Genomic DNA, 20,579 nt, shown 5'->3' on the forward strand with positions numbered 1-20,579 from the left:
ACCACTGGCCACGGAGACGGCGGACAGCCCTGACAGGTCTAAACCAATTGCCCGTCGACCCTTGTCATCGGCCCCTCGGGTCTGATGAGGTGTGGCCTGGGACACAACGGACAACCCTGAGAAAGGGAGATGTCGTGAGCAACGATTCCTTGGCCAACCTGCTCAAGGAAGAACGCAGGTTCGCACCCCCCGCCGACCTGGCCGCGAACGCCAACGTCACGGCAGAGGCGTACGAACAGGCCAAGGCTGACAGGCTCGGCTTCTGGGCCGAGCAGGCCCGCCGACTGAGCTGGGCGCAGGAGCCGACCGAGACCCTGGACTGGTCGAACCCGCCGTTCGCCAAGTGGTTCAAGGACGGCAAGCTCAACGTCGCCTACAACTGCGTCGACCGGCATGTGGAGGCCGGGCACGGCGACCGGGTCGCCATCCACTTCGAGGGCGAGCCCGGCGACAGCCGCGCCATCACCTACGCCCAGCTCAAGGACGAGGTCTCCAAGGCCGCCAACGCCCTGCTGGAGCTCGGTGTGCGCAAGGGCGACCGGGTCGCCGTCTACATGCCGATGATCCCGGAGACGGCGATCGCGATGCTGGCCTGCGCCCGGATCGGTGCCGCCCACTCGGTCGTCTTCGGCGGCTTCTCCTCCGACGCGCTCGCGACCCGCATCCAGGACGCCGACGCCCGCGTCGTCATCACCTCCGACGGCGGCTACCGGCGCGGCAAGCCCTCCGCGCTCAAGCCCGCCGTCGACGAGGCGGCCGAGCGTGCCGGCACCGTCGAGCACGTCCTCGTCGTCCGCCGCACCGGCCAGGACGTCGCGTGGGACGACTCCCGCGACACGTGGTGGCACGAGATCGTCGACCGGCAGTCCCCGGAGCACACGCCGGAGGCGTTCGACGCCGAGAACCCGCTGTTCATCCTGTACACGTCCGGCACGACGGGCAAGCCCAAGGGCATCCTGCACACCTCCGGCGGCTACCTCACGCAGACGGCGTACACGCACTGGGCGGTCTTCGATCTCAAGCCGGAGACCGACGTCTACTGGTGCACCGCCGACGTCGGCTGGGTCACCGGGCACTCGTACATCGTCTACGGCCCGCTCGCCAACGGCGCGACCCAGGTGATGTACGAGGGCACCCCGGACACCCCGCACCAGGGCCGCTTCTGGGAGATCGTGCAGAAGTACGGCGTGACGATCCTCTACACCGCGCCCACCGCGATCCGGACGTTCATGAAGTGGGGCGACGACATCCCCGCGAAGTTCGACCTGTCCTCCCTGCGCGTGCTCGGCTCGGTGGGCGAGCCGATCAACCCCGAGGCGTGGATCTGGTACCGCAGGACCATCGGCGCCGACGCCACGCCGGTCGTCGACACCTGGTGGCAGACCGAGACCGGCGCGATGATGATCTCGCCGCTGCCCGGCGTCACCGAGGCCAAGCCCGGCTCCGCCCAGCGCCCGCTGCCCGGAATCTCCGCCACCGTCGTCGACGACGAGGCGAACGAGGTGCCCAACGGCGGTGGCGGCTACCTGGTCCTCACCGAGCCGTGGCCGTCGATGCTGCGCACCATCTGGGGCGACGACCAGCGGTTCATCGACACGTACTGGTCGCGGTTCGAGGGCAAGTACTTCGCCGGGGACGGCGCCAAGAAGGACGACGACGGCGACATCTGGCTGCTCGGCCGCGTGGACGACGTGATGCTCGTGTCCGGGCACAACATCTCCACCACCGAGGTCGAGTCGGCCCTCGTCTCCCACCCGTCGGTCGCCGAGGCGGCCGTGGTCGGCGCGGCGGACGAGACGACCGGCCAGGCCATCGTGGCCTTCGTGATCCTGCGCGGCACGGCCTCGGAGACCGACGACCTGGTCGCCGAGCTGCGCAACCACGTCGGCGCCACCCTCGGCCCGATCGCCAAGCCCAAGCGGATCCTGCCGGTGGCCGAGCTGCCCAAGACCCGCTCGGGCAAGATCATGCGCCGCCTGCTGCGCGACGTGGCGGAGAACCGGGCCCTGGGCGACGTCACCACCCTGACCGACAGCAGCGTGATGCAGCTGATCCAGGACAAGCTCCCGGCGGCACCCAGCGAGGACTGATCCGCAGGACTGAAGCAGCGGACCGAGGGGCACTCGGCGGGAGATCCGCCGGGTGCCCCTTCGCACGGGGGCGTCCGCGGCGCGAGCACCGTCCAGCCCGTTCGCGCCGGAGCGACCCGTTAGGTAAGCTAAGGAACGCGTAAGAGTCACAACAAGATCCTCATGGTGCGCCGGGAAGTCTGGTCGGCACGTGTTCCGTGCTGCCCATCGACCGGAGGTCCCCCGTGACGTCGCCCCGCACCCCCCGCAAGGCCTTCGGCCGGCTGTCCCTGCCGGAGCGGACCTACCTCACGGACGCCCTGCGCACCGAGACCGTCGGCGGGGTCCTGCTGCTCGTCGCCGCGGTCGCCGCGCTGATCTGGGCGAACATCCCGGCGCTCCACGACAGCTACGAGAGCGTCAGCCACTTCCACTTCGGCCCCGGGGCCCTCGGCCTGAATCTGTCCGTCGAGCACTGGGCGGCGGACGGACTGCTGGCCGTCTTCTTCTTCGTCGCCGGGATCGAGCTCAAGCGCGAGCTGGTCGCCGGCGACCTCAAGGACCCGAAGGCCGCCGCGCTGCCCGTGGTGGCGGCCCTGTGCGGCATGGCCGTACCGGCGGTCGTCTACACGCTCACCAACGCCGCGGGCGGCGGATCACTGGCCGGCTGGGCCGTGCCCACCGCGACCGACATCGCCTTCGCGCTCGCCGTCCTCGCCGTCATCGGCACGTCCCTGCCCAGCGCCCTGCGCGCCTTCCTGTTGACGCTCGCCGTCGTCGACGACCTCTTCGCGATCCTGATCATCGCCGTCTTCTTCACGGACAGCCTGAACTTCGCCGCGCTCGGCGGTGCGGCCGTCGGCCTCGCCGTCTTCTGGCTGCTGCTCCGCAAAGGCGTGCGCGGCTGGTACGTGTACGTCCCGCTCGGTCTCGTCATCTGGGGCCTGATGTACAACAGCGGCGTCCACGCCACCATCGCGGGCGTCGCGATGGGCCTGATGCTGCGCTGCCACACCCGCGAGGGCGAGGAACACTCCCCCGGTGAGCACATCGAGCACCTCGTGCGCCCGCTGTCGGCCGGCCTGGCGGTCCCGCTGTTCGCGCTGTTCAGCGCGGGCGTGGCCCTCTCGGGCGGCGCGCTGGCCGACGTGTTCACCAAGCCGGAGACGCTCGGCGTCGTGCTCGGTCTCGTCCTCGGCAAGGCGCTCGGCATCTTCGGCGGCACCTGGCTCACCGCGCGCTTCACCCGGGCCTCGCTCAGCGACGACCTCGCCTGGGCCGACGTGTTCGCGGTGGCGACCCTGGCCGGCATCGGGTTCACCGTCTCCCTGCTCATCGGCGAGCTGGCCTTCGAGGGCGAAGCGACGATGACCGACGAGGTCAAGGCGGCCGTCCTGGCCGGATCGGTCATCGCGGCGACCCTGGCGACCGTGCTGCTGAAGATCCGGAACGCCAAGTACCGCCGGATGATCGAGGCCGAGGAGCGCGACGACGACCTCAGCGGTGTACCGGACATCTACGAGGAGGACGACCCGGCGTACCACCTGCGGATGGCGGCCATCTACGAGCGGAAGGCCGCCGAACACCGGCGGATCGCCGAGGAGAAGGAGACGGCGCGGCTTGCCGAAGTGCCGGGCGGGGCAGGCGATGAGGGCGACGGTCCGGCATGATCTGACCTGACGGTACAAAAGACGGGACCGTACGCAGTCGGACGGAAGACGACGACCGCCACGGAACCGTACGCAGCAAGCCAGCAGAAGAGGGAGACCGCGATGAGCGCACCCGACGGCAGCCCGGTCGGCACCGAACGCAGCATCGGCCAGCTGTTCGCCTCGGCGACCACCGAATTGTCGGCGCTGGTGCACGACGAGATCGCACTGGCCAAGGCGCAGCTGAGGCAGGACGTCAAGCGCGGGGCGACCAGCGGCGGCGCCTTCTCGCTGGCGGGCCTGCTCCTGGTGTTCTCGCTGCCGATGCTGAACTTCGCCCTGGCCTACGGGATCCGGACCTGGAGCGGCTGGAACCTCGCGGTCTGCTTCCTGCTGTCCTTCGCGGCGAACGTCCTGATCGCCGGCCTCCTCGCGCTGATCGGCATCACCTTCGCCAAGAAGGCCAAGAAGGGCCGCGGCCCGCAGAAGGTCGCCGCCTCCGTGAAGCAGTCGGCGGGCGTCCTGCAGAACGCCAAGCCGCACCCGCGCCCGGAGCTGCCGGCCGACCGGTCCCCCGAGGCCATCGAGGCTGTGGCACGCTCGTCCTCATGACGGACCCCGCCACTCCATCGGCGCAACCCACCTCGGTCGTACGACCCGACATCCCCGGCGGGCGCGAAGTGACCCACCGGGACGTCGCCGCCAACGGCGCCCGCTTCCACATCGCCGAGCTCGGCGACGGACCGCTGGTGCTGCTGCTGCACGGCTTCCCGCAGTTCTGGTGGACCTGGCGGCACCAGCTGACGGCGCTGGCCGACGCCGGTTTCCGCGCGGTCGCCATGGACCTGCGCGGCGTCGGCGGCAGCGACCGCACGCCGCGCGGTTACGACCCCGCGGGCCTCGCCCTGGACATCACCGGCGTGATCCGCTCGCTCGGCGAGCCGGACGCCGCGCTGGTCGGCCACGACCTGGGCGGCTACCTGGCCTGGACGGCCGCGGCGATGCGGCCCAAGCTCGTGCGGCGGCTCGCGGTGTCGTCGATGCCCCACCCCCGGCGCTGGCGCTCGGCCATGCTCGGGGACGTCCGGCAGACCCGGGCGGGATCGTACATCTGGGGCTTCCAGCGTCCCTGGATCCCGGAGCGGCAGCTGACCGCGGACGACGGCGCGCTGGTCGGCCGGCTCATCCAGGACTGGTCGGGGCCGCGGCTGCCGGACGAGAAGGCGGTGGAGGTCTACCGCCGGGCCATGTGCATCCCGTCCACGGCGCACTGCTCCGTCGAGCCGTACCGCTGGCTGGTCCGCTCGCTGGCCCGCCCCGACGGCGTCCAGTTCTACCGCCGCATGAAGCGGCCGGTGCGGGTGCCGACGCTGCATCTGCACGGTTCGCTGGACCCCGTGATGCGGACGCGGAGCGCGGCGGGATCCGGTCAGTACGTCGAAGCGCCCTACCGCTGGCGGTTGTTCGACGGACTCGGGCACTTCCCGCACGAAGAGGATCCGGTCGCTTTCTCCACAGAACTGATCAACTGGCTGAAGGATCCCGAACCCGATCGGTGACCGAACGGACTCGCCCGGTATCCGTACCGGAACGCTTGTCCTATGAACGGCCACTTGCCCGGCGCATAGGCCAATTGAGGGGCCCGGGAGCGGTTATCGACCTTGGGGCGGGGGCACACGTCCCGGTATGGGCTGGACGCACGACTACAGTGACGTAGCACGCGACGGCCGCTCCACGAGCGGCGCGAGCACCCACCGACGCGGCGGCACCCCGCAACTGGCGGGGACCGATCTACGAGTGGGCATTCCGCGCATTCTGCGCCGCCGGGCCCGCTGGGTCTCCGTACGCCTGCGTCATCCGCGTACCTGACCGCCACGCGGTTCACGCCCACGGAGCCGGACTCCCTCAGAGCGCACAGCTGTCGCTGTCCACCTGCTGGTTGGCGGCGCGGCCCTCGGCGATGTCCTCGCGGATCTCGTCCGCGGTGAGCGCGTAGCCGGTGTCCGGGTCGTCGAGGGACTTGGCGAAGACCACGCCGTAGACCTCGCCCTCGGGCGTCAGCAGCGGGCCGCCCGAGTTGCCCTGACGGACGGTCGCGAACAGCGAGTAGACGTCGCGGCGGACCGTGTCGCGGTGGTAGATGTCCGGGCCGCTGGCCGTGATGCGCCCGCGCACGCGCGCGGCCCGCACGTCGTACGCCCCGTTCTCCGGGAAGCCCGCGACGATCGCGTCGTCGTCCCTGTTCGCGTCGTCGTCCGTGAACCGCAGTGCGGGGGCGCGCAGTTCCGGCACGTCGAGTACGGCGATGTCGCGCTGCCAGTCGTAGAGGACGACCGTCGCGTCGTACTTGCGGCCCTCACCGCCTATCTGCACGGTGGGCTCGTCGACGCCGCCCACCACATGGGCGTTGGTCATCACGCGGCGCTCGGCGAAGACGAATCCGGTGCCCTCCAGCACCTTGCCGCAACCGGTGGCCGTGCCCGTGACCTTGACGATGGAACGCTTGGCGCGGGTCGCGACCGGGCTGTTGACGAGGGCCGGGTCGGGCGGCTGGACGTCGGTGATCGGCTCGTTGGAGAACGGGCTGAAGACCTGCGGGAAGCCGTTCTGCGCGAGGACGGAGGAGAAGTCCGCGAACCAGGTGTCGGCCTGCGCGGGCAGAGCCCGGGAGACGCCCAGCAGCACCTTGGAACTGCGGACCTCCTTGCCGAGCGTGGGCAGCGTGGTGCCGGCGAGGGCGGAGCCGATGAGCCAGGCGACGAGGAGCATGGCGACGACGTTGACCAGGGCGCCGCCGGTGGCGTCCAGGGCCCGGGCCGGGGACCAAGTGATGTACCGGCGCAGCTTGTTGCCCAGGTGCGTGGTCAGGGCCTGGCCGACGGAGGCGCAGATGATGACGACGACGACCGCGACGACGGCGGCGGTCGTACTCACCTCCGCGTTGTCCGTCAGGGCGTCCCAGACGACCGGCAGCAGGTAGACGGCGACGAGACCGCCGCCGAGGAAGCCGATCACGGACAGGATGCCGACCACGAAACCCTGGCGGTAGCCGACGATCGCGAACCAGACGGCGGCCAGCAGCAGCAGGATGTCCAGCACGTTCACTGATTCAGGCCTCGCCTCGTCGTCCTACGCTCACACCGGTCACCCTGTCATGACCGCCAGTCCAGCGGGACCTGCTTGTCCCTGTCCCAGGGCCGCTCCCAGCCCGCGAAGTGCAGCAGCCGGTCGATGATCCCGGCGGTGAAGCCCCACACCAGGGTCGATTCGACCAGGAATGCCGGGCCTCGGTGGCCGCGGGGGTGGACGGCGGTGACACGATTGGCCGGGTCCGTGAGATCGGCCACGGGGACCGTGAAGACCCGCGCCGTCTCGTTCGGATCGACGACACCGACCGGGCTGGGCTCGCGCCACCAGCCGAGCACCGGCGTGACGACGAAGCTGCTGACCGGGATGTACAGCTTGGGCAGGGCCCCGAAGAGCTGCACACCGGCCGGATCGAGGCCGGTCTCCTCCTCGGCCTCGCGCAGGGCGGCCCGCAGCGGCCCCTCCCCCTGCGGATCACCGTCCTCCGGGTCGAGGGCGCCGCCGGGGAACGAGGGCTGGCCCGCGTGCGAGCGCAGGGAGCTGGCCCGCTCCATGAGCAGCAGCTCCGGGCCGCGACCGCCCTCGCTCTCGGCTCTGCCCTCGCCGAAAAGGATCAGCACGGCGGACTGCCGCCCGGCGCCGTCGGCCGGGGGGAGGAAGCGGCTCAGCTGTCTCGGCCGGACCGTCCGAACGGCCCGTGCCACCGGCTCCAGCCAGCCGGGCAGGCCCACCTCGCTGAGCGCCACGCCCTGAGTGTTGCCCGCCCGCGTCATCGCCACCCCCGTTCTGCCGTGTCCAACGCCCGACGCCCCCGAGATCGTTCCGTCATCCGGCCCCCAGCGGCGGCGCCGGGGTGCCGCCCGCGTCCAGGTAGGCCTGCGGGGGCTTGAGCCGCTGGCCGGGGAGGCCGCCCTTCTCGTACTTCAGCAGCTTCTTCGCCTTCTCGGGGTCCGTCTCGCCCTCGCCGTACGCCGGGCAGAGCGGGGCGATGGGGCAGGCCCCGCAGGCGGGCTTGCGGGCGTGGCAGATGCGGCGGCCGTGCCAGATGACGTGGTGGGACAGGTCCGTCCAGTCGCTCCTGGGGAACAGCGCGCCGACGGCCGCCTCGATCTTGTCCGGGTCGGTCTCCTCGGTCCACTGCCAGCGGCGCACCAGGCGCTGGAAGTGCGTGTCCACGGTGATGCCGGGGCGGCCGAAGGCGTTGCCCAGCACGACGAAGGCGGTCTTGCGGCCGACACCGGGCAGCTTGACCAGGTCCTCCAGGCGTCCGGGGACCTCGCCGCCGAAGTCCTCCGTGAGGGCCTTGGACAGCCCTATGACCGACCTGGTCTTGGCCCGGAAGAAGCCGGTCGGGCGCAGGATCTCCTCGACCTCCTCGGGGTTGGCGGCGGCCAGGTCCTCGGGGGTGGGGTACTTGGCGAAGAGGGCGGGCGTCGTCTGGTTGACGCGCAGGTCGGTGGTCTGGGCGGAGAGCACCGTGGCCACCAGGAGCTGGAAGGGGTTCTCGAAGTCCAGCTCCGGGTGGGCGTACGGATACACCTCGGCGAGTTCGCGGTCGATACGGCGGGCCCGGCGGACCAGGGCGGTTCGCGACTCGTTCCGCGGGGAGTGCGGGGCGATGGTCTTCGCAGGGGCCACGCCCCTGACCGCGGCGGCGGCCTTCGCCGGGACGACGGCGGGCTTCTTGGCGGGCGCCTGCCTCTTGAGCTGCGCCTGCTTCCTGGCGGCTGCCGGCTTCTTGGCGGGGGGCGCCTTCTTCGCGGGGGCCGACTTCTCGGCGTGCGCCTGCTTCTCGGCCGACGCCGCCTTCTTGGCGGGGGCCGCCTTCTTCGCCGGCGCTTTTTTCGCAGGGGCCGGCTTCTTCGCCGGCGCCTGCTCCGCTGCCGCGGCCGGCGCCTTCTCGGCGTTCTTCTTCAAGGCACCCTTCTCCGCGGTCACTCGCTTGGCAGGCGCCGCCTTCTTTGTCGTTTTCGCCGTTTTCCTGCCGCCATCGGGGCCCTGTTCGCCCACAGCGGAATCGCGACGTACAACCACCCGCGCAGCCCCCTAGGCCTGTGCTCTCACCGGCGATTCGGACACCCGGCCAGCCTACGACCCGGCACCGACATCCGCCCCGGACCCTGAAGATCGGCGTCCAATTGGACCCCTGCCGCGTACCCCAGGACATGTGTGCGGCATCCTTGTGACAGATCACACTGTTTGGACTGTCCGGCAAAATGGGCACCACGGACCCCTGGTACACCGGGGGAACAAGATCCTCTGAGCCGGTCGACAAGGAGAGAACTCGTGGACGACGTTCTGCGGCGCAACCCGCTCTTCGCGGCGCTCGACGACGAGCAATCCGCGGAGCTCCGCGCCTCCATGAGTGAGGTGACCCTCGCCCGCGGCGACTCGCTGTTCCACGAAGGCGACCCCGGAGACCGCCTTTACGTGGTCACGGAGGGCAAGGTCAAGCTCCACCGCACGTCCCCCGACGGCCGCGAGAACATGCTGGCCGTCGTCGGACCGAGCGAGCTCATCGGCGAGCTGTCGCTCTTCGACCCGGGCCCGCGCACGGCGACCGCCACCGCGCTGACCGAGGTCAAGCTGCTCGCCCTCGGCCACGGCGACCTCCAGCCCTGGCTGAACGTCCGCCCGGAGGTCGCCACCGCTCTGCTGCGCGCCGTTGCGCGCCGGCTGCGCAAGACCAACGACGCCATGTCGGACCTGGTCTTCTCGGACGTCCCCGGCCGCGTCGCCCGCGCCCTGCTGGACCTCTCCCGCCGCTTCGGCGTGCAGTCCGAGGAAGGCATCCACGTCGTGCACGACCTGACGCAGGAGGAGCTGGCCCAGCTGGTCGGCGCGTCCCGCGAGACGGTCAACAAGGCCCTGGCGGACTTCGCCCAGCGCGGCTGGCTCCGGCTGGAGGCCCGCGCGGTGATCCTGCTGGACGTGGAGCGGCTCGCCAAGCGCTCCCGCTGACGGACCTCAGTCGGGCAGCTGGATGAGCCCGTGCTCGCCCAGGTACTCCAGCTGCGCCCGCACCGACAGCTCCGCCGCCGGCCACAGTGAGCGGTCGACGTCCGCGTACACGTGGGCGACGACCTCGCCCGGCGTCCGGTAGCCGTCCTCCACCGCCGTCTCGACCTGGGCGAGGCGGTGGGCGCGGTGGGCGAGGTAGAACTCGACGGCGCCCTGGGCGTCGTCCAGGACCGGCCCGTGGCCGGGCAGCACCGTGTGCACGCCGTCGTCGGCCGTGAGCGACCTGAGCCTGCGCAGGGAGTCCAGGTAGTCGCCGAGACGGCCGTCGGGGTGGGCCACCACCGTCGTGCCGCGGCCCAGGACGGTGTCGCCCGTCAGGACCGCCCGGTCGGCCGGGAGATGGAAGCACAGGGAGTCCGCGGTGTGCCCCGGGGTGGAGACGACCCTCAGCTCCAGGCCGCCGACCGTGACCACGTCGCCCGCGGCCAGCCCCTCGTCGCCCAGGCGCAGCGCCGGGTCCAGTGCCCGTACGTTCGTGCGCGTCAGCTCGGCGAAGCGCGCGGCGCCCTCCGCGTGGTCCGGGTGACCGTGCGTCAGCAGGGTGAGGGCGACGCGCTTGCCCGCCCGCTCGGCGGTGTCGACGACGTTCCGCAGGTGGGTGTCGTCCAGCGGGCCCGGGTCGACCACGACGGCCAGGTCGGAGTCGGGCTCGGCGAGGATCCAGGTGTTCGTGCCGTCCAGTGTCATCGCGGAGGCGTTGGGCGCGAGGACGTTCACCGCGCGCGCGGTGGCGGGCCCCGAGAGGACCCCGCCGCGCGGCTGGCCGGGCAGTGCTGCTGCGTCCGTCATGCGGGGGCTCCCCCGGTCGGGTCGGAAGGTGTGGCCGGCGTCGGCGTGGTGGCCGGGACGTGCTTGGTGAACTCGTCGTGCCCCGGCCAGGAGAGCTCGATCTCGCCCTCGACCAGCCGTGCCCGGGCCAGTACGGGCGTCATGTCGCGGTCCGGCGCCGACGCGAGCGCCTCGGCCGCCGTACCGCACTGCGCGAGCGCGCGCAGGGTCGCGACGGTCGGCGGCATCATCAGCAGCTCGCCCTTGTCGTACCCCTCCGCCGCGTCGGCCGGGGTGATCCACACCGTCCGGTCGGCCTCCGTGGAGGCGTTGCGCGTGCGCTGGCCCTCGGGGAGGGCGGCCACGAAGAACCACGTGTCGTAGCGCCGGGACTCGAACTCCGGGGTGATCCAGCGGGCCCAGGCGCCCAGCAGGTCGGAGCGCAGGACGAGGCCCCTGCGGTCCAGGAACTCCGCGAACGACAGGTCCCGGGCGACCAGGGCCGCGCGGTCGGCCTCCCAGTCCGCGCCCGTGGTGTCGCCGACCACCGAGTCGGGGGTGGGGCCGGCGAGCAGGACGCCCGCCTCCTCGTACGTCTCCCTCACGGCCGCGCAGACGATCGCCTGGGCGCCCGCCTCGTCGACGCCGAGCCGGTCCGCCCACCACGCGCGCGTGGGGCCCGCCCAGCCGATGTCACGGTCGTCGTCGCGCGGGTCGACCCCGCCGCCCGGGTAGGCGTACGCGCCCCCGGCGAACGCCATCGAGGCGCGGCGGCGCAGCATGTGGACGGCGGTGCCGGTGCCGGTGTCCTTGAGGAGCATGACGGTGGCCGCGCGTCTCGGGGTGACCGGGGTGAGGGTGCCGTCCGCCAGCGCGCGGATGCGGTCCGGCCACTCCGGGGGGTACCACTGACCATTCGCCATGGCCGGAGGCTATCCGGTGACGGGCGGATGTTCGAGTGGCTCCCGGGACCGGACGGGCGTCAGCCTCTGAGGGCCGACCGGTCGGTGAACAGCCGGTTCGTCTCCTCAGGCACTCCAGCGGGAGCCGACGGCCGCAGCCGCCGAGGAGCGGTACGAAGTGGGAGCCGGTACGCGCGGACGGCGCAGGGCCACCGAGGCGGGCACCGGGTCGCGACGCGGGACCCCCGGACCAGGCGGACGGCACAGGGCCGGGTTCTCTCCCATCGGCGGCTGCGGGCCGACGCCGGCTGGTCGCGCGGTTCCCCGCGCCCCTTCGGGGCGCGATCACTGCACGTGCCTCCAGGGGCGCGGGGAACTGCGCGAGCGGCCACCGACGGCCCGCACGCACGACGAAACCGCGACCCGCCTCCGAGTCGGGCGTCCGCCCCGGCGGATCACGCCTCGGTGAGCTCCACCTGGATCTCGACCTCCACCGGCGCGTCCAGCGGCAGTACCGCCACGCCGACCGCGCTGCGGGCGTGCACGCCCTTGTCGCCGAGGACCGCGCCGAGCAGTTCGCTGGCGCCGTTGACCACGCCCGGCTGGCCGGTGAAGTCGGTCGCGGAGGCGACGAAGCCGACGACCTTGACCACGCGCGCGATGCGGTCGAGGTCACCGGCGACGGACTTCACCGCGGCCAGGGCGTTCAGCGCGCACGTGCGGGCCAGGTCCTTGGCCTCCTCCGGCGTGACCTCGCCGCCCACCTTGCCGCTGACCGGAAGCTTGCCGTCCACCATCGGCAGCTGGCCGGAGGTGTAGACGTACCGGCCGGACTGCACGGCCGGCTGGTAGGCGGCCAGCGGCGGGACGACCTCGGGCAGCGTCAGGCCGAGCTCGGCCAGCTTCTCCTCGACGGCGCTCACGCCTGCTTCTCCCGCTTCAGGTAGGCCACGAGCTGCTCGGGGTTGTTCGGCCCGGGCACGACCTGGACGAGCTCCCAGCCGTCCTCGCCCCAGGTGTCCAGAATCTGCTTCGTGGCATGGACGAGCAGCGGCACGGTTGCGTATTCCCACTTGGTCATGCGGCCGACTCTAGCCGCTGCCCGAGGCCCGGCAGACGGCCGACCGCGGCCACGTTCTCCACAGCCACCGGCGTACTCCGCGGGCGGACTGGTTACGCTCGAATACGTGAGCAGGCTCCAGGTCGTCAGCGGCAAGGGCGGAACCGGCAAGACCACGGTGGCCGCGGCCCTCGCGCTGGCCCTGGCCACCGAGGGGAAGCGCGCGCTTCTCGTCGAGGTCGAGGGTCGCCAGGGCATCGCGCAGCTCTTCGAAACCGAAGCGCTGCCTTATGAGGAGCGGAAGATCGCCGTCGCTCCCGGGGGCGGGGAGGTGTACGCCCTGGCCATCGACCCCGAACTGGCCCTTCTGGACTACCTCCAGATGTTCTACAAACTGGGCAGCGCCGGACGGGCCCTGAAGAAGCTCGGCGCGATCGACTTCGCGACCACCATCGCGCCCGGGGTCAGAGACGTCCTGCTGACCGGCAAGGCCTGCGAGGCGGTGCGGCGCAAGGACAAGAGCGGGCGGTTCGCGTACGACTACGTCGTCATGGACGCGCCGCCCACCGGACGCATCACCCGCTTCCTCAACGTGAACGACGAGGTCGCCGGGCTCGCCAAGGTCGGTCCGATACACAATCAGGCACAGGCCGTGATGCGGGTGCTGAAGTCGCGGGAGACGGCCGTGCACCTGGTGACGCTCCTCGAGGAGATGCCGGTCCAGGAGACCGCGGACGGCATCGCCGAGCTGCGCGCGGCCCGGCTGCCGGTGGGGCGGGTCATCGTCAACATGGTCCGGCCCGCGCTGCTGGACGCGACCGATCTGGAACTCGTACGGAGCACGCCGCGCGCGGCACTCGCGCGGTCCCTGTCCGACGCCGGGCTCGGCGGGGCGCGGCGGGGCGGGCACGCCGAGCGGCTGGTGGACCCGCTGCTGGCACAGGCCGACGAGTACGCGGAACGGTACGCGCTGGAGCGGGAGCAGCGAGCGGCCCTGGGCGCGCTGGACCTGCCGCTGCACGAACTGCCGCTGCTCGCCGAGGGAATGGACCTGGCGGGCCTGTACGAACTGGCCACCGAGCTGCGGAAGCAGGGGATCGCATGAGTCCGGAACCGGATCGGCGGGGGGAGAGCGGCCGCCGTCTCTCCGCCGCGCGTGTGCTGGACGTCGATCCGCTGCTGGAGGACCCGAGGACGCGCATCGTGGTGTGCTGCGGCTCGGGCGGCGTCGGCAAGACGACCACCGCGGCGGCCCTCGGCCTGCGCGCGGCCGAGCGGGGCCGCAAAGTGGTCGTCCTCACCATCGACCCGGCCCGGCGGCTCGCCCAGTCCATGGGTATCGACTCGCTGGACAACACCCCGCGCCGGGTGAAGGGCGTCGACGACTCGGCGGGCGGTGAGCTGCACGCCATGATGCTCGACATGAAGCGCACCTTCGACGAGATCGTCGAGGCGCACGCGGACCCCGGACGGGCGGCCGCGATCCTGGGCAACCCCTTCTACCAGTCGCTCTCGGCGGGCTTCGCGGGCACGCAGGAGTACATGGCGATGGAGAAGCTGGGGCAGCTGCGGGCGCGGGACGAATGGGACCTCATCGTCGTCGACACGCCGCCGTCCCGCTCGGCGCTGGACTTCCTGGACGCCCCGAAGCGCCTCGGGTCCTTCCTCGACGGCAAGCTGATCCGCGTCCTGCTGGCCCCCGCGAAGGTCGGCGGCCGGGCCGGCATGAAGTTCCTGAACGTCGGCATGTCGATGATGACCGGCGTCCTCGGGAAGGTGCTCGGCGGGCAGTTCCTGAAGGACGTCCAGACGTTCGTGGCCGCGATGGACTCCATGTTCGGCGGGTTCCGCACCCGCGCGGACGCCACCTACAAGCTGCTCCAGGCTCCGGGGACGGCGTTCCTGGTGGTCGCGGCCCCGGAGCGGGACGCACTGCGCGAGGCCGCGTACTTCGTGGAGCGGCTGGCGGCCGAGGACATGCCGCTCGCCGGTCTGGTGCTCAACCGTGTCCACGGCAGCGGGGCCGACGGGCTGTCGGCCGAGCGGGCGGTCGCCGCCGCGGAAAATCTTGAGGATCCTCGCATTGTGGATCAGGACGACGGGAAAGCTGGAGTTCGTAACTCTCCCGACACGTATGGCAGTTCAGATGCGCCCGACCCGGAAGCCGCTGCCGGAACCCACGCCGGGGCCCACGCCGGAAGCGAGACCGACGCCCACGCCGATCCCTCCCCCGAGGCTCCGGACACGCCGGAGCGGTCCGTCGACCAGCTCACCGCGGGTCTGCTGAGGCTCCACGCGGAGCGCATGCACCTGCTGGCCCGCGAGCAGCGCACGCGTGACCGCTTCACCGCGCGTCACCCCGAGGTGGCGGTCACCGAAGTGGCCGCGCTGCCCGGTGATGTGCACGACCTCGCGGGGCTGCGGGACATCGGGGACCGGCTCGCGACGGGCCGGCCCGAGCTGCCCGAGCCCGGTGCCTGATCCACCGCCGACCCGACCGGGGCGTCCGCTTCCGAGGAACGCCCCCGGCCGCCTCAGCCCACGGCCGCGTAGTTCTCGTAGACCTCGTCGTCGTCGAGGGGCACGATGCCGGCCCCTCGCTCGTACTCCGTCCGCGCCGTCTCCAGCAGTCGGCGCCAGGAGGTCACGGTGGGCCGCCGGCGCAGCAGTGCGCGGCGCTCCCGCTCCGTCATGCCTCCCCACACGCCGAACTCGACGCGGTTGTCGAGCGCGTCGGCCAGGCACTCGGTCCGCACCGGACATCCGGTGCACACCGCCTTGGCCCTGTTCTGCGCTGCTCCCTGAACGAACAGTTCGTCCGGATCGGTAGTGCGGCAGGCGGCCTGCGCACTCCAGTCGGTTACCCAGCCCATACCGGCGCCGTCCTCTCCCGAATCGAGGCTCCCCCACGGCGGCAGCGGCATATTCACCGCCGCCAGTTGAGGACGTTACGGAAGGTGGGCACAGCGCAACACCCCCTTCGGGCCCAATCTTGAATGGCCCGAACGGACTATGCGTAAGCGGCAGATCACCCGGGGGAGTGAGCTGGCGACATGCGTGACGATCCCGGCATTCGGGTCATCTCTGTTGCGCCACAACGGACACCAAGTGACACACAAGGTGGATACGGACACGCACCCCCCACGCCGTGGCACGCGCTCGTACACACCAACGCGCCCCCCAGCGGGGCCTCTCGGAAGAAGTCGAGCGGGCCCGGAACGATTCGGGGTCGCCGGACGTATTGATACGTGGCCTCACTGCTGTGACAGTTGAGTGCAGCTTAGGCCAAGGCATATACGCGTGTCCGGCGAATGAGAACGTAGGCTGCCTCCATGCCAAAGAAGCGCTCGGGCGGTGGTCTGTCGCCAACGCAGCAGGCCGCCAAGTTCCTCGGTGTCAGTGTGCTCGCGGGAGCCGTCCTGGCCGGCATCGCGCTGCCGGCCGTGGGCGCGCTGGGGCTGGCGGCCAAGGGTTCGGTGGAGAGTTTCGACGAACTCCCGGCCAACCTGAAGACTCCTCCGCTGAGCCAGCGCACCACCATCCTCGACTCCGAGGGCGGTACCATCGCCTCCGTCTACTCGCGCGACCGCACGGTGGTCGGCCTGAAGGACATCTCGCCGTACATGCAGAAGGCGATCGTCGCCATCGAGGACTCGCGCTTCTACCAGCACGGCGCGGTCGACCTGAAGGGCGTGCTGCGCGCGCTCAACAAGAACGCCCGCAGCGGCGGGGTCTCCGAGGGCGCGTCCACGCTCACGCAGCAGTACGTCAAGAACGTCTTCGTCGAGGAGGCCGGTGACGACCCGACGAAGGTCGCCCAGGCCACCCAGCAGACCATCGGCCGCAAGATCCGCGAGCTGAAGTTCGCGATCCAGGTCGAGGAGGAGCTGGGCAAGAAGAGGATCCTCGAGAACTACCTCAACATCACCTTCTTCGGCCAGCAGGCCTACGGCGTCGAGGCGGCCGCCCAGCGGTACTTCTCCAAGAGTGCCAAGGACCTCAACCTCCAGGAGTCCGCCCTCCTGGCCGGCATCGTCCAGTCGCCCACCCGCTACGACCCGGTCAACGACGAGGCCGAGGCCGTCAAGCGGCGCAACGTGGTGCTGGCGCGTATGGCCGAGGTCGGCGACATCTCGCGGGCGGAGGCGGACAAGGCGCAGAAGGCGCCGCTGGAGCTGAAGGTCAGCCGTCCCAAGAACGGCTGCATCACGGCCGTGAAGGGCGCGAGCTTCTTCTGCGACTACGTGCGCTCCGTGTTCCTGAGCGACCCGGTCTTCGGCAAGACCAAGGAGGACCGGGCCAAGGTCTGGAACCAGGGCGGTCTGACCATCCGCACGACCCTCGACCCGCAGGCCCAGAAGTCGGTACGGCAGTCGATCAAGGACCACGTCAACTCGGGCGACGACGTGGCGACCGCAGCGACCATCGTCCAGCCCGGCACCGGCAAGATCGTCGCGATGGGCCAGTCCCGCCCGTACGGCGTCGACGTCAAGCAGCACGAGACGACGCTCAACCTGTCGGTGAACCAGGCCATGGGCGGCGGCGCGGGCTTCCAGCCGGGCTCGACGTTCAAGCCGATCGTGGCCGCGGCGGCCCTCGAGGGCGGGATGCCGGCGACGAAGCAGTACTCCTCGCCGTACAAGATGGACTACCCGACCCCGGTCGCGGCCTGCGACGGCAGGACGTGGAGCGACAAGGGCGTCGAGCTGACCAACGAGAACGAGACCGAGGTCGGCCCGTACGACATGAAGGAAGCGACCGCCAAGTCGGTCAACACCTACTACGTGCAGATGATCAGCGACATCGGCATCTGCCCGGTCACGCAGATGGCCGAGAAGATGGGCGTCGCGCGCGCCAACGGCAAGAAGCTCGAGCAGACCCCGTCCATCGCGCTCGGCGTCACCGAGGTGTCCCCGCTGACCATGGCGAGCGCGTACGCGACCTTCGCCTCGCGCGGCATGTACTGCACGCCGATCGCCATCGAGTCGATCAGCCAGCGGATCGGGAACAAGAGCAAGTCGCTGGAGGTGCCGAAGTCCACGTGCTCGCGGGCCATGTCCGAGACCACGGCCGACACCGTCAACACGCTCCTCAAGGGCGTCGTCGAGGACGGTACGGGTACGCAGGCCGGCCTCGGCAGCCGTCCGAGCGCGGGCAAGACGGGTACGACGGACGAGCGCTACGCGGCGTGGTTCGTGGGCTACACGCCCAACCTCGCCGGCGCCGTGTGGGTCGGTGACCCGAAGCACGAGCGGCAGATGGTCGACATCACCATCGGCGGCGTCCCGTACGACAAGGTCTTCGGCGGCGCGGTCCCCGGCCCGATCTGGCGGGACATGATGTCCGGCGCGCTGGAGGGCAAGCCCGCTCCCGACTTCACCCTCGTCGACATCCCCGACGCCGACAAGGGCAAGGACAAGGAGAAGGACAAGGGCGACGGCGGCGGCGGCGGCCGGAACAACGGGGGCGGCGGCGACGGGGGAGACGACGGCGGCGGCGACGGCGGCTTCCCGGGAGGCGCCTGGGGCGACCTCTTCCAGGGCCAGGGCAACGGCGGGAACGGCCCCGGCGGCCGACGCGACTGAGGCCCCGCACCCCGCTCGCACCGACGGCCCCCTTCCTCACCGGGAAGGGGGCCGTCGGTGCGAGCGGACTCGGCTCAGCCGGCCAGCAGCTTCTTGACCGCGGCGGCGACCCGGCCGCCCTCGGCCTGCCCGGCCACCTTCGGGTTCACGATCTTCATGACGGCGCCCATGGCCCGCGGCCCCTCGGCACCGGCCGCCTTGGCCTCCTCGACGGCCTGGGCGACGATCGCGTTCAGCTCGTCGTCGGACAGCTGCTTGGGCAAGTACGCGGCGAGCACCTCGCCCTCCGCCTTCTCCCGCTCGGCCTGCTCGGGGCGGCCGCCCTGGGCGAAGGCGTCGGCGGCCTCGCGGCGCTTCTTCGCCTCGCGAGTGATCACCTTCTGCACCTCGTCGTCGGAGAGCTCCCGCTTCTCCTTCCCCGCGACCTCCTCCTTGGTGATCGCGGCGAGCGTCAGCCGGAGCGTCGAGGAGCGGAGCTCGTCACGCTCCTTGATCGCGGCGTTGAGGTCGTCGTGCAGCTTCGACTTGAGCGTGGTCATGGGTGCGATTGTCGCAGGTGCGGCAGGAAGGACGCCCGCTGATTTACCAGGCCCCGCGACGAGTCCCCGCGCGGTCGGCTCCGGCCACCGCTTCTGACACGATGGAGGTATGCGCGCGCGATACGGAGTACCCCTGGGAATCACGGCGGTTGGCGCCGCCGGTCTGGCCTACGCGGCGGGCTTCGAGGCCCGTTCCTTCCGCCTCCGACGGGTGACGATCCCCGTCCTGCCCTCCGGGATGCGCCCGCTGCGCGTGCTCCAGGTCTCCGACATCCACATGGTCGGCGGCCAGCGCAAGAAGCAGCGCTGGCTGCGCTCGCTGGCCGGGCTGCGCCCCGACTTCGTGATCAACACCGGCGACAACCTGTCCGACCCGGAGGGCGTCCCGGAGACGCTGGACGCGCTGGGCCCCCTGATGGAGTTCCCGGGCGCCTACGTCTTCGGCTCCAACGACTACTACGGCCCCAAGCTCCGCAACCCCGCCCGGTACCTGCTGGAGAAGGCCCAGGGCCGCCACGGCCTCAACGGCAACGCGCCCGCCGTCGGCGCCGTCCACAACCCGTGGGAGGACCTGCGGGACGGTTTCGACGCGGCGGGCTGGCAGAACCTCACCAACACGCGCGGCACGCTGAAGGTCGAGGGGGTGTCGGTCGAGCTGACCGGCCTCGACGACCCGCACATCAAGCGGGACCGGTACGCGGAGGTGGCGGGCGGTCCGTCGGGCGCGGCGGACTTCTCGATGGGCGTGGTCCACGCGCCCTACCTGCGCGTCCTGGACTCCTTCACGGCGGACGACTATCCCCTGATCCTCGCCGGCCACACCCACGGCGGCCAGCTGTGCATCCCCTTCTACGGCGCGCTGGTCACCAACTGCGACCTGGACACGGACCGCGTGAAGGGCCTGTCCACGCACACGGCCCAGGGCCGCACGGCCTACCTCCACGTGTCGGCGGGCTGCGGCACCAACCGCTACACCCCCGTCCGTTTCGCCTGCCCGCCCGAGGCGACGCTGCTGACACTGGTGGGGCGCGAGCAGCGGAGGTAACCCACTCGGCCCACCCGTATGGTCCGATATGTCCGGCCTCCCTAGCGTGAGGCCATGACAGCTCCGATACCCAGGGACATCCCGGACCTGCCCGCGGTGCCGCGCCCGCCCAGGCTCCTGCCCTCACCGGTCCCGGCGAGCGCGGTCCTGACCCCGGTCCGGCGCCCGCTGGCCGCCGGCTTCCGCCTGCTCACCGCGTTGCTGGCACTGACCGGCGCGGCGCTCGAGCTGACCCTCGGCGGCCCGGCCCTCCGGGCCCTGAGCTACTTCATGGTCCAGAGCGGCATCCTGCTGGCCCTGGTCATGGTCGCCTCGGCCCGCCGCGCCTGGTCCGCCGGGCGCCCCCTGTCCGGCGCCCTGACGGGCGCGGCGCTGCTCTACGCCGTCGTCGCCGGCCTGGTGCACCACCTGCTCCTGGCCGACGCGACGAGCCCGTTCGCCGTGGCCGGCGCCGGCGGCACGGGGTGGCACGCCGTCGCCGTCCAGCTCACGTGCACGGTCACGCCGGCCGCCGCGGCCCTGGACTGGCTCCTGCTCACCGGCCCCGGCCGCCTGCACCTGCGCCAGGCCGCCGCGTGGCTCCTCTACCCCCTGGCCTACCTGGGCTTCTCCCTGGCCCGCGGCGAGCTCCTCCTCCCCGGCACCGAGGGCCGCTACCTCTACCCCTTCCTCGACGTCGACCAGCACGGCTACAAGGGCGTCCTGGGCAACGCGCTCCTCCTGGGACTCGCCGTCTACGCCCTGGCCGTCCTGCTCGTCGCGCTGGACCACATCCGCCCGGACCCGCTGCGCCGCCGCTGGTAAACCCGATTTCGTGTCCGGGCGCCGGTGGGCTAAAGTAAACGACGTCGCCG

20 protein-coding genes are annotated in these 20,579 nt (G+C 71.4%); 11 read left to right on the top strand and 9 right to left on the bottom strand.

All coding sequences use genetic code 11. From position 1 onward, the window contains the following. Window positions 1-134: 134 nt before the first annotated feature. The 5 genes from acs to IEZ05_RS36315 all read left to right on the top strand — a co-directional run bounded on the left by acs (window position 135) and on the right by IEZ05_RS36315 (window position 5,587). The gene (gene acs / locus IEZ05_RS11515) at window positions 135-2,090 is read left to right on the top strand and encodes an acetate--CoA ligase (RefSeq protein WP_189229959.1); all 1,956 of its coding nucleotides are present in this window, start codon (window positions 135-137) and stop codon (window positions 2,088-2,090) included. Window positions 2,091-2,314: 224 nt separating this feature from the next. Beyond that, entirely contained in the window at window positions 2,315-3,739 is a 1,425-nt protein-coding gene (gene nhaA / locus IEZ05_RS11520) for a Na+/H+ antiporter NhaA (protein WP_189229960.1), read from the top strand. 102 nt (window positions 3,740-3,841) lie between these two features. Then, window positions 3,842-4,330 carry a phage holin family protein gene (locus IEZ05_RS11525; protein WP_189229961.1) on the top strand — a complete coding sequence of 163 codons (489 nt, stop codon included), beginning with the start codon at window positions 3,842-3,844 and terminating at the stop codon, window positions 4,328-4,330. After that, window positions 4,327-5,277 (top strand): alpha/beta fold hydrolase, encoded by a 951-nt coding sequence (locus IEZ05_RS11530; RefSeq protein WP_189229962.1) that lies wholly within the window; start codon window positions 4,327-4,329, stop codon window positions 5,275-5,277. The genes IEZ05_RS11525 and IEZ05_RS11530 overlap by 4 nt, the downstream gene beginning before the upstream one ends. 127 nt (window positions 5,278-5,404) lie before the next feature. Next, entirely contained in the window at window positions 5,405-5,587 is a 183-nt protein-coding gene (locus tag IEZ05_RS36315) for a hypothetical protein (protein WP_225637763.1), read from the top strand. A 36-nt stretch (window positions 5,588-5,623) separates the two neighbouring features. On the opposite strand, the gene IEZ05_RS11535 is transcribed toward IEZ05_RS36315, so the two are convergent. Genes IEZ05_RS11535 through nth form a run of 3 tightly spaced genes read right to left on the bottom strand, consistent with a single transcriptional unit; the run spans window position 5,624 to window position 8,722 of the window. Continuing rightward, entirely contained in the window at window positions 5,624-6,823 is a 1,200-nt protein-coding gene (locus tag IEZ05_RS11535; RefSeq protein ID WP_189229963.1) for a MarP family serine protease, read from the bottom strand. 47 nt (window positions 6,824-6,870) lie between these two features. Further along, window positions 6,871-7,578 carry an NUDIX hydrolase gene (locus tag IEZ05_RS11540; RefSeq protein ID WP_189229964.1) on the bottom strand — a complete coding sequence of 236 codons (708 nt, stop codon included), beginning with the start codon at window positions 7,576-7,578 and terminating at the stop codon, window positions 6,871-6,873. Window positions 7,579-7,630: 52 nt separating this feature from the next. Beyond that, complete coding sequence (nth, locus tag IEZ05_RS11545; protein WP_308426924.1) at window positions 7,631-8,722, bottom strand: endonuclease III; 1,092 nt, start codon at window positions 8,720-8,722, stop codon at window positions 7,631-7,633. A 369-nt stretch (window positions 8,723-9,091) separates the two neighbouring features. On the opposite strand from nth, the gene IEZ05_RS11550 reads away from it, so the two are divergent. Then, complete coding sequence (locus tag IEZ05_RS11550; RefSeq protein WP_019329813.1) at window positions 9,092-9,766, top strand: Crp/Fnr family transcriptional regulator; 675 nt, start codon at window positions 9,092-9,094, stop codon at window positions 9,764-9,766. Between the two features lie 6 nt (window positions 9,767-9,772). On the opposite strand, the gene IEZ05_RS11555 is transcribed toward IEZ05_RS11550, so the two are convergent. From IEZ05_RS11555 to IEZ05_RS11570, 4 genes are all read right to left on the bottom strand, one after another. Next, window positions 9,773-10,615: an MBL fold metallo-hydrolase gene (locus IEZ05_RS11555; RefSeq protein WP_189229966.1), complete on the bottom strand. Its 843-nt coding sequence runs from the start codon at window positions 10,613-10,615 to the stop codon at window positions 9,773-9,775. Further along, the gene (locus IEZ05_RS11560; protein ID WP_189229967.1) at window positions 10,612-11,517 is read right to left on the bottom strand and encodes an NUDIX hydrolase; all 906 of its coding nucleotides are present in this window, start codon (window positions 11,515-11,517) and stop codon (window positions 10,612-10,614) included. The genes IEZ05_RS11555 and IEZ05_RS11560 overlap by 4 nt, the downstream gene beginning before the upstream one ends. Window positions 11,518-11,951: 434 nt before the next feature. Further along, window positions 11,952-12,419, bottom strand: coding sequence for a RidA family protein (locus tag IEZ05_RS11565; protein ID WP_189229968.1), 468 nt, complete (start codon window positions 12,417-12,419; stop codon window positions 11,952-11,954). Beyond that, window positions 12,416-12,577: a DUF4177 domain-containing protein gene (locus IEZ05_RS11570; protein ID WP_003975360.1), complete on the bottom strand. Its 162-nt coding sequence runs from the start codon at window positions 12,575-12,577 to the stop codon at window positions 12,416-12,418. Before IEZ05_RS11570 ends, IEZ05_RS11565 begins: the two co-directional genes overlap by 4 nt. A gap of 106 nt (window positions 12,578-12,683) precedes the next feature. Here IEZ05_RS11570 and IEZ05_RS11575 point away from each other — a divergent pair, with 106 nt between their 5' ends. After that, window positions 12,684-13,661, top strand: a complete 978-nt coding sequence (locus tag IEZ05_RS11575) for an ArsA family ATPase (RefSeq protein WP_189229969.1) — start codon at window positions 12,684-12,686, stop codon at window positions 13,659-13,661. Further along, entirely contained in the window at window positions 13,658-15,037 is a 1,380-nt protein-coding gene (locus IEZ05_RS11580; protein ID WP_189229970.1) for an ArsA family ATPase, read from the top strand. The genes IEZ05_RS11575 and IEZ05_RS11580 overlap by 4 nt, the downstream gene beginning before the upstream one ends. Window positions 15,038-15,090: 53 nt before the next feature. Here IEZ05_RS11580 and wblA read toward each other — a convergent pair whose 3' ends face one another. Beyond that, a complete protein-coding gene (gene wblA / locus IEZ05_RS11585; RefSeq protein WP_188185285.1) occupies window positions 15,091-15,429 on the bottom strand; it encodes a transcriptional regulator WblA in 339 nt (112 codons plus the stop codon). A gap of 459 nt (window positions 15,430-15,888) precedes the next feature. Here wblA and IEZ05_RS11590 point away from each other — a divergent pair, with 459 nt between their 5' ends. Further along, window positions 15,889-18,141 carry a transglycosylase domain-containing protein gene (locus IEZ05_RS11590; protein WP_189229971.1) on the top strand — a complete coding sequence of 751 codons (2,253 nt, stop codon included), beginning with the start codon at window positions 15,889-15,891 and terminating at the stop codon, window positions 18,139-18,141. Between the two features lie 74 nt (window positions 18,142-18,215). On the opposite strand, the gene IEZ05_RS11595 is transcribed toward IEZ05_RS11590, so the two are convergent. Next, window positions 18,216-18,680 carry a GatB/YqeY domain-containing protein gene (locus IEZ05_RS11595; RefSeq protein ID WP_189229972.1) on the bottom strand — a complete coding sequence of 155 codons (465 nt, stop codon included), beginning with the start codon at window positions 18,678-18,680 and terminating at the stop codon, window positions 18,216-18,218. A gap of 109 nt (window positions 18,681-18,789) precedes the next feature. Here IEZ05_RS11595 and IEZ05_RS11600 point away from each other — a divergent pair, with 109 nt between their 5' ends. Beyond that, window positions 18,790-19,725 carry a metallophosphoesterase gene (locus IEZ05_RS11600; protein WP_189229973.1) on the top strand — a complete coding sequence of 312 codons (936 nt, stop codon included), beginning with the start codon at window positions 18,790-18,792 and terminating at the stop codon, window positions 19,723-19,725. Window positions 19,726-19,779: 54 nt separating this feature from the next. Further along, window positions 19,780-20,529, top strand: a complete 750-nt coding sequence (locus IEZ05_RS11605; protein ID WP_189229974.1) for a Pr6Pr family membrane protein — start codon at window positions 19,780-19,782, stop codon at window positions 20,527-20,529. Window positions 20,530-20,579: the final 50 nt, after the last annotated feature.

The organism is Streptomyces flaveolus, assembly GCF_014648815.1.
In the GTDB taxonomy this organism is placed as follows: domain Bacteria; phylum Actinomycetota; class Actinomycetes; order Streptomycetales; family Streptomycetaceae; genus Streptomyces; species Streptomyces flaveolus.

Excerpts from the sequence above, each read along its gene's own strand:
- IEZ05_RS11525 (WP_189229961.1), top strand. The coding sequence starts at position 3,842 with ATGAGCGCACCCGACGGCAGCCCGGTCGGCACCGAACGCAGCATCGGC.
- IEZ05_RS11530 (WP_189229962.1), top strand. The coding sequence starts at position 4,327 with ATGACGGACCCCGCCACTCCATCGGCGCAACCCACCTCGGTCGTACGA.
- IEZ05_RS36315 (WP_225637763.1), top strand. The coding sequence starts at position 5,405 with ATGGGCTGGACGCACGACTACAGTGACGTAGCACGCGACGGCCGCTCC.
- IEZ05_RS11540 (WP_189229964.1), bottom strand. The coding sequence starts at position 7,578 with ATGACGCGGGCGGGCAACACTCAGGGCGTGGCGCTCAGCGAGGTGGGC.
- IEZ05_RS11555 (WP_189229966.1), bottom strand. The coding sequence starts at position 10,615 with ATGACGGACGCAGCAGCACTGCCCGGCCAGCCGCGCGGCGGGGTCCTC.
- IEZ05_RS11560 (WP_189229967.1), bottom strand. The coding sequence starts at position 11,517 with ATGGCGAATGGTCAGTGGTACCCCCCGGAGTGGCCGGACCGCATCCGC.
- IEZ05_RS11570 (WP_003975360.1), bottom strand. The coding sequence starts at position 12,577 with ATGACCAAGTGGGAATACGCAACCGTGCCGCTGCTCGTCCATGCCACG.
- IEZ05_RS11580 (WP_189229970.1), top strand. The coding sequence starts at position 13,658 with ATGAGTCCGGAACCGGATCGGCGGGGGGAGAGCGGCCGCCGTCTCTCC.
- wblA (WP_188185285.1), bottom strand. The coding sequence starts at position 15,429 with ATGGGCTGGGTAACCGACTGGAGTGCGCAGGCCGCCTGCCGCACTACC.
- IEZ05_RS11590 (WP_189229971.1), top strand. The coding sequence starts at position 15,889 with ATGCCAAAGAAGCGCTCGGGCGGTGGTCTGTCGCCAACGCAGCAGGCC.
- IEZ05_RS11595 (WP_189229972.1), bottom strand. The coding sequence starts at position 18,680 with ATGACCACGCTCAAGTCGAAGCTGCACGACGACCTCAACGCCGCGATC.
- IEZ05_RS11600 (WP_189229973.1), top strand. The coding sequence starts at position 18,790 with ATGCGCGCGCGATACGGAGTACCCCTGGGAATCACGGCGGTTGGCGCC.
- IEZ05_RS11605 (WP_189229974.1), top strand. The coding sequence starts at position 19,780 with ATGACAGCTCCGATACCCAGGGACATCCCGGACCTGCCCGCGGTGCCG.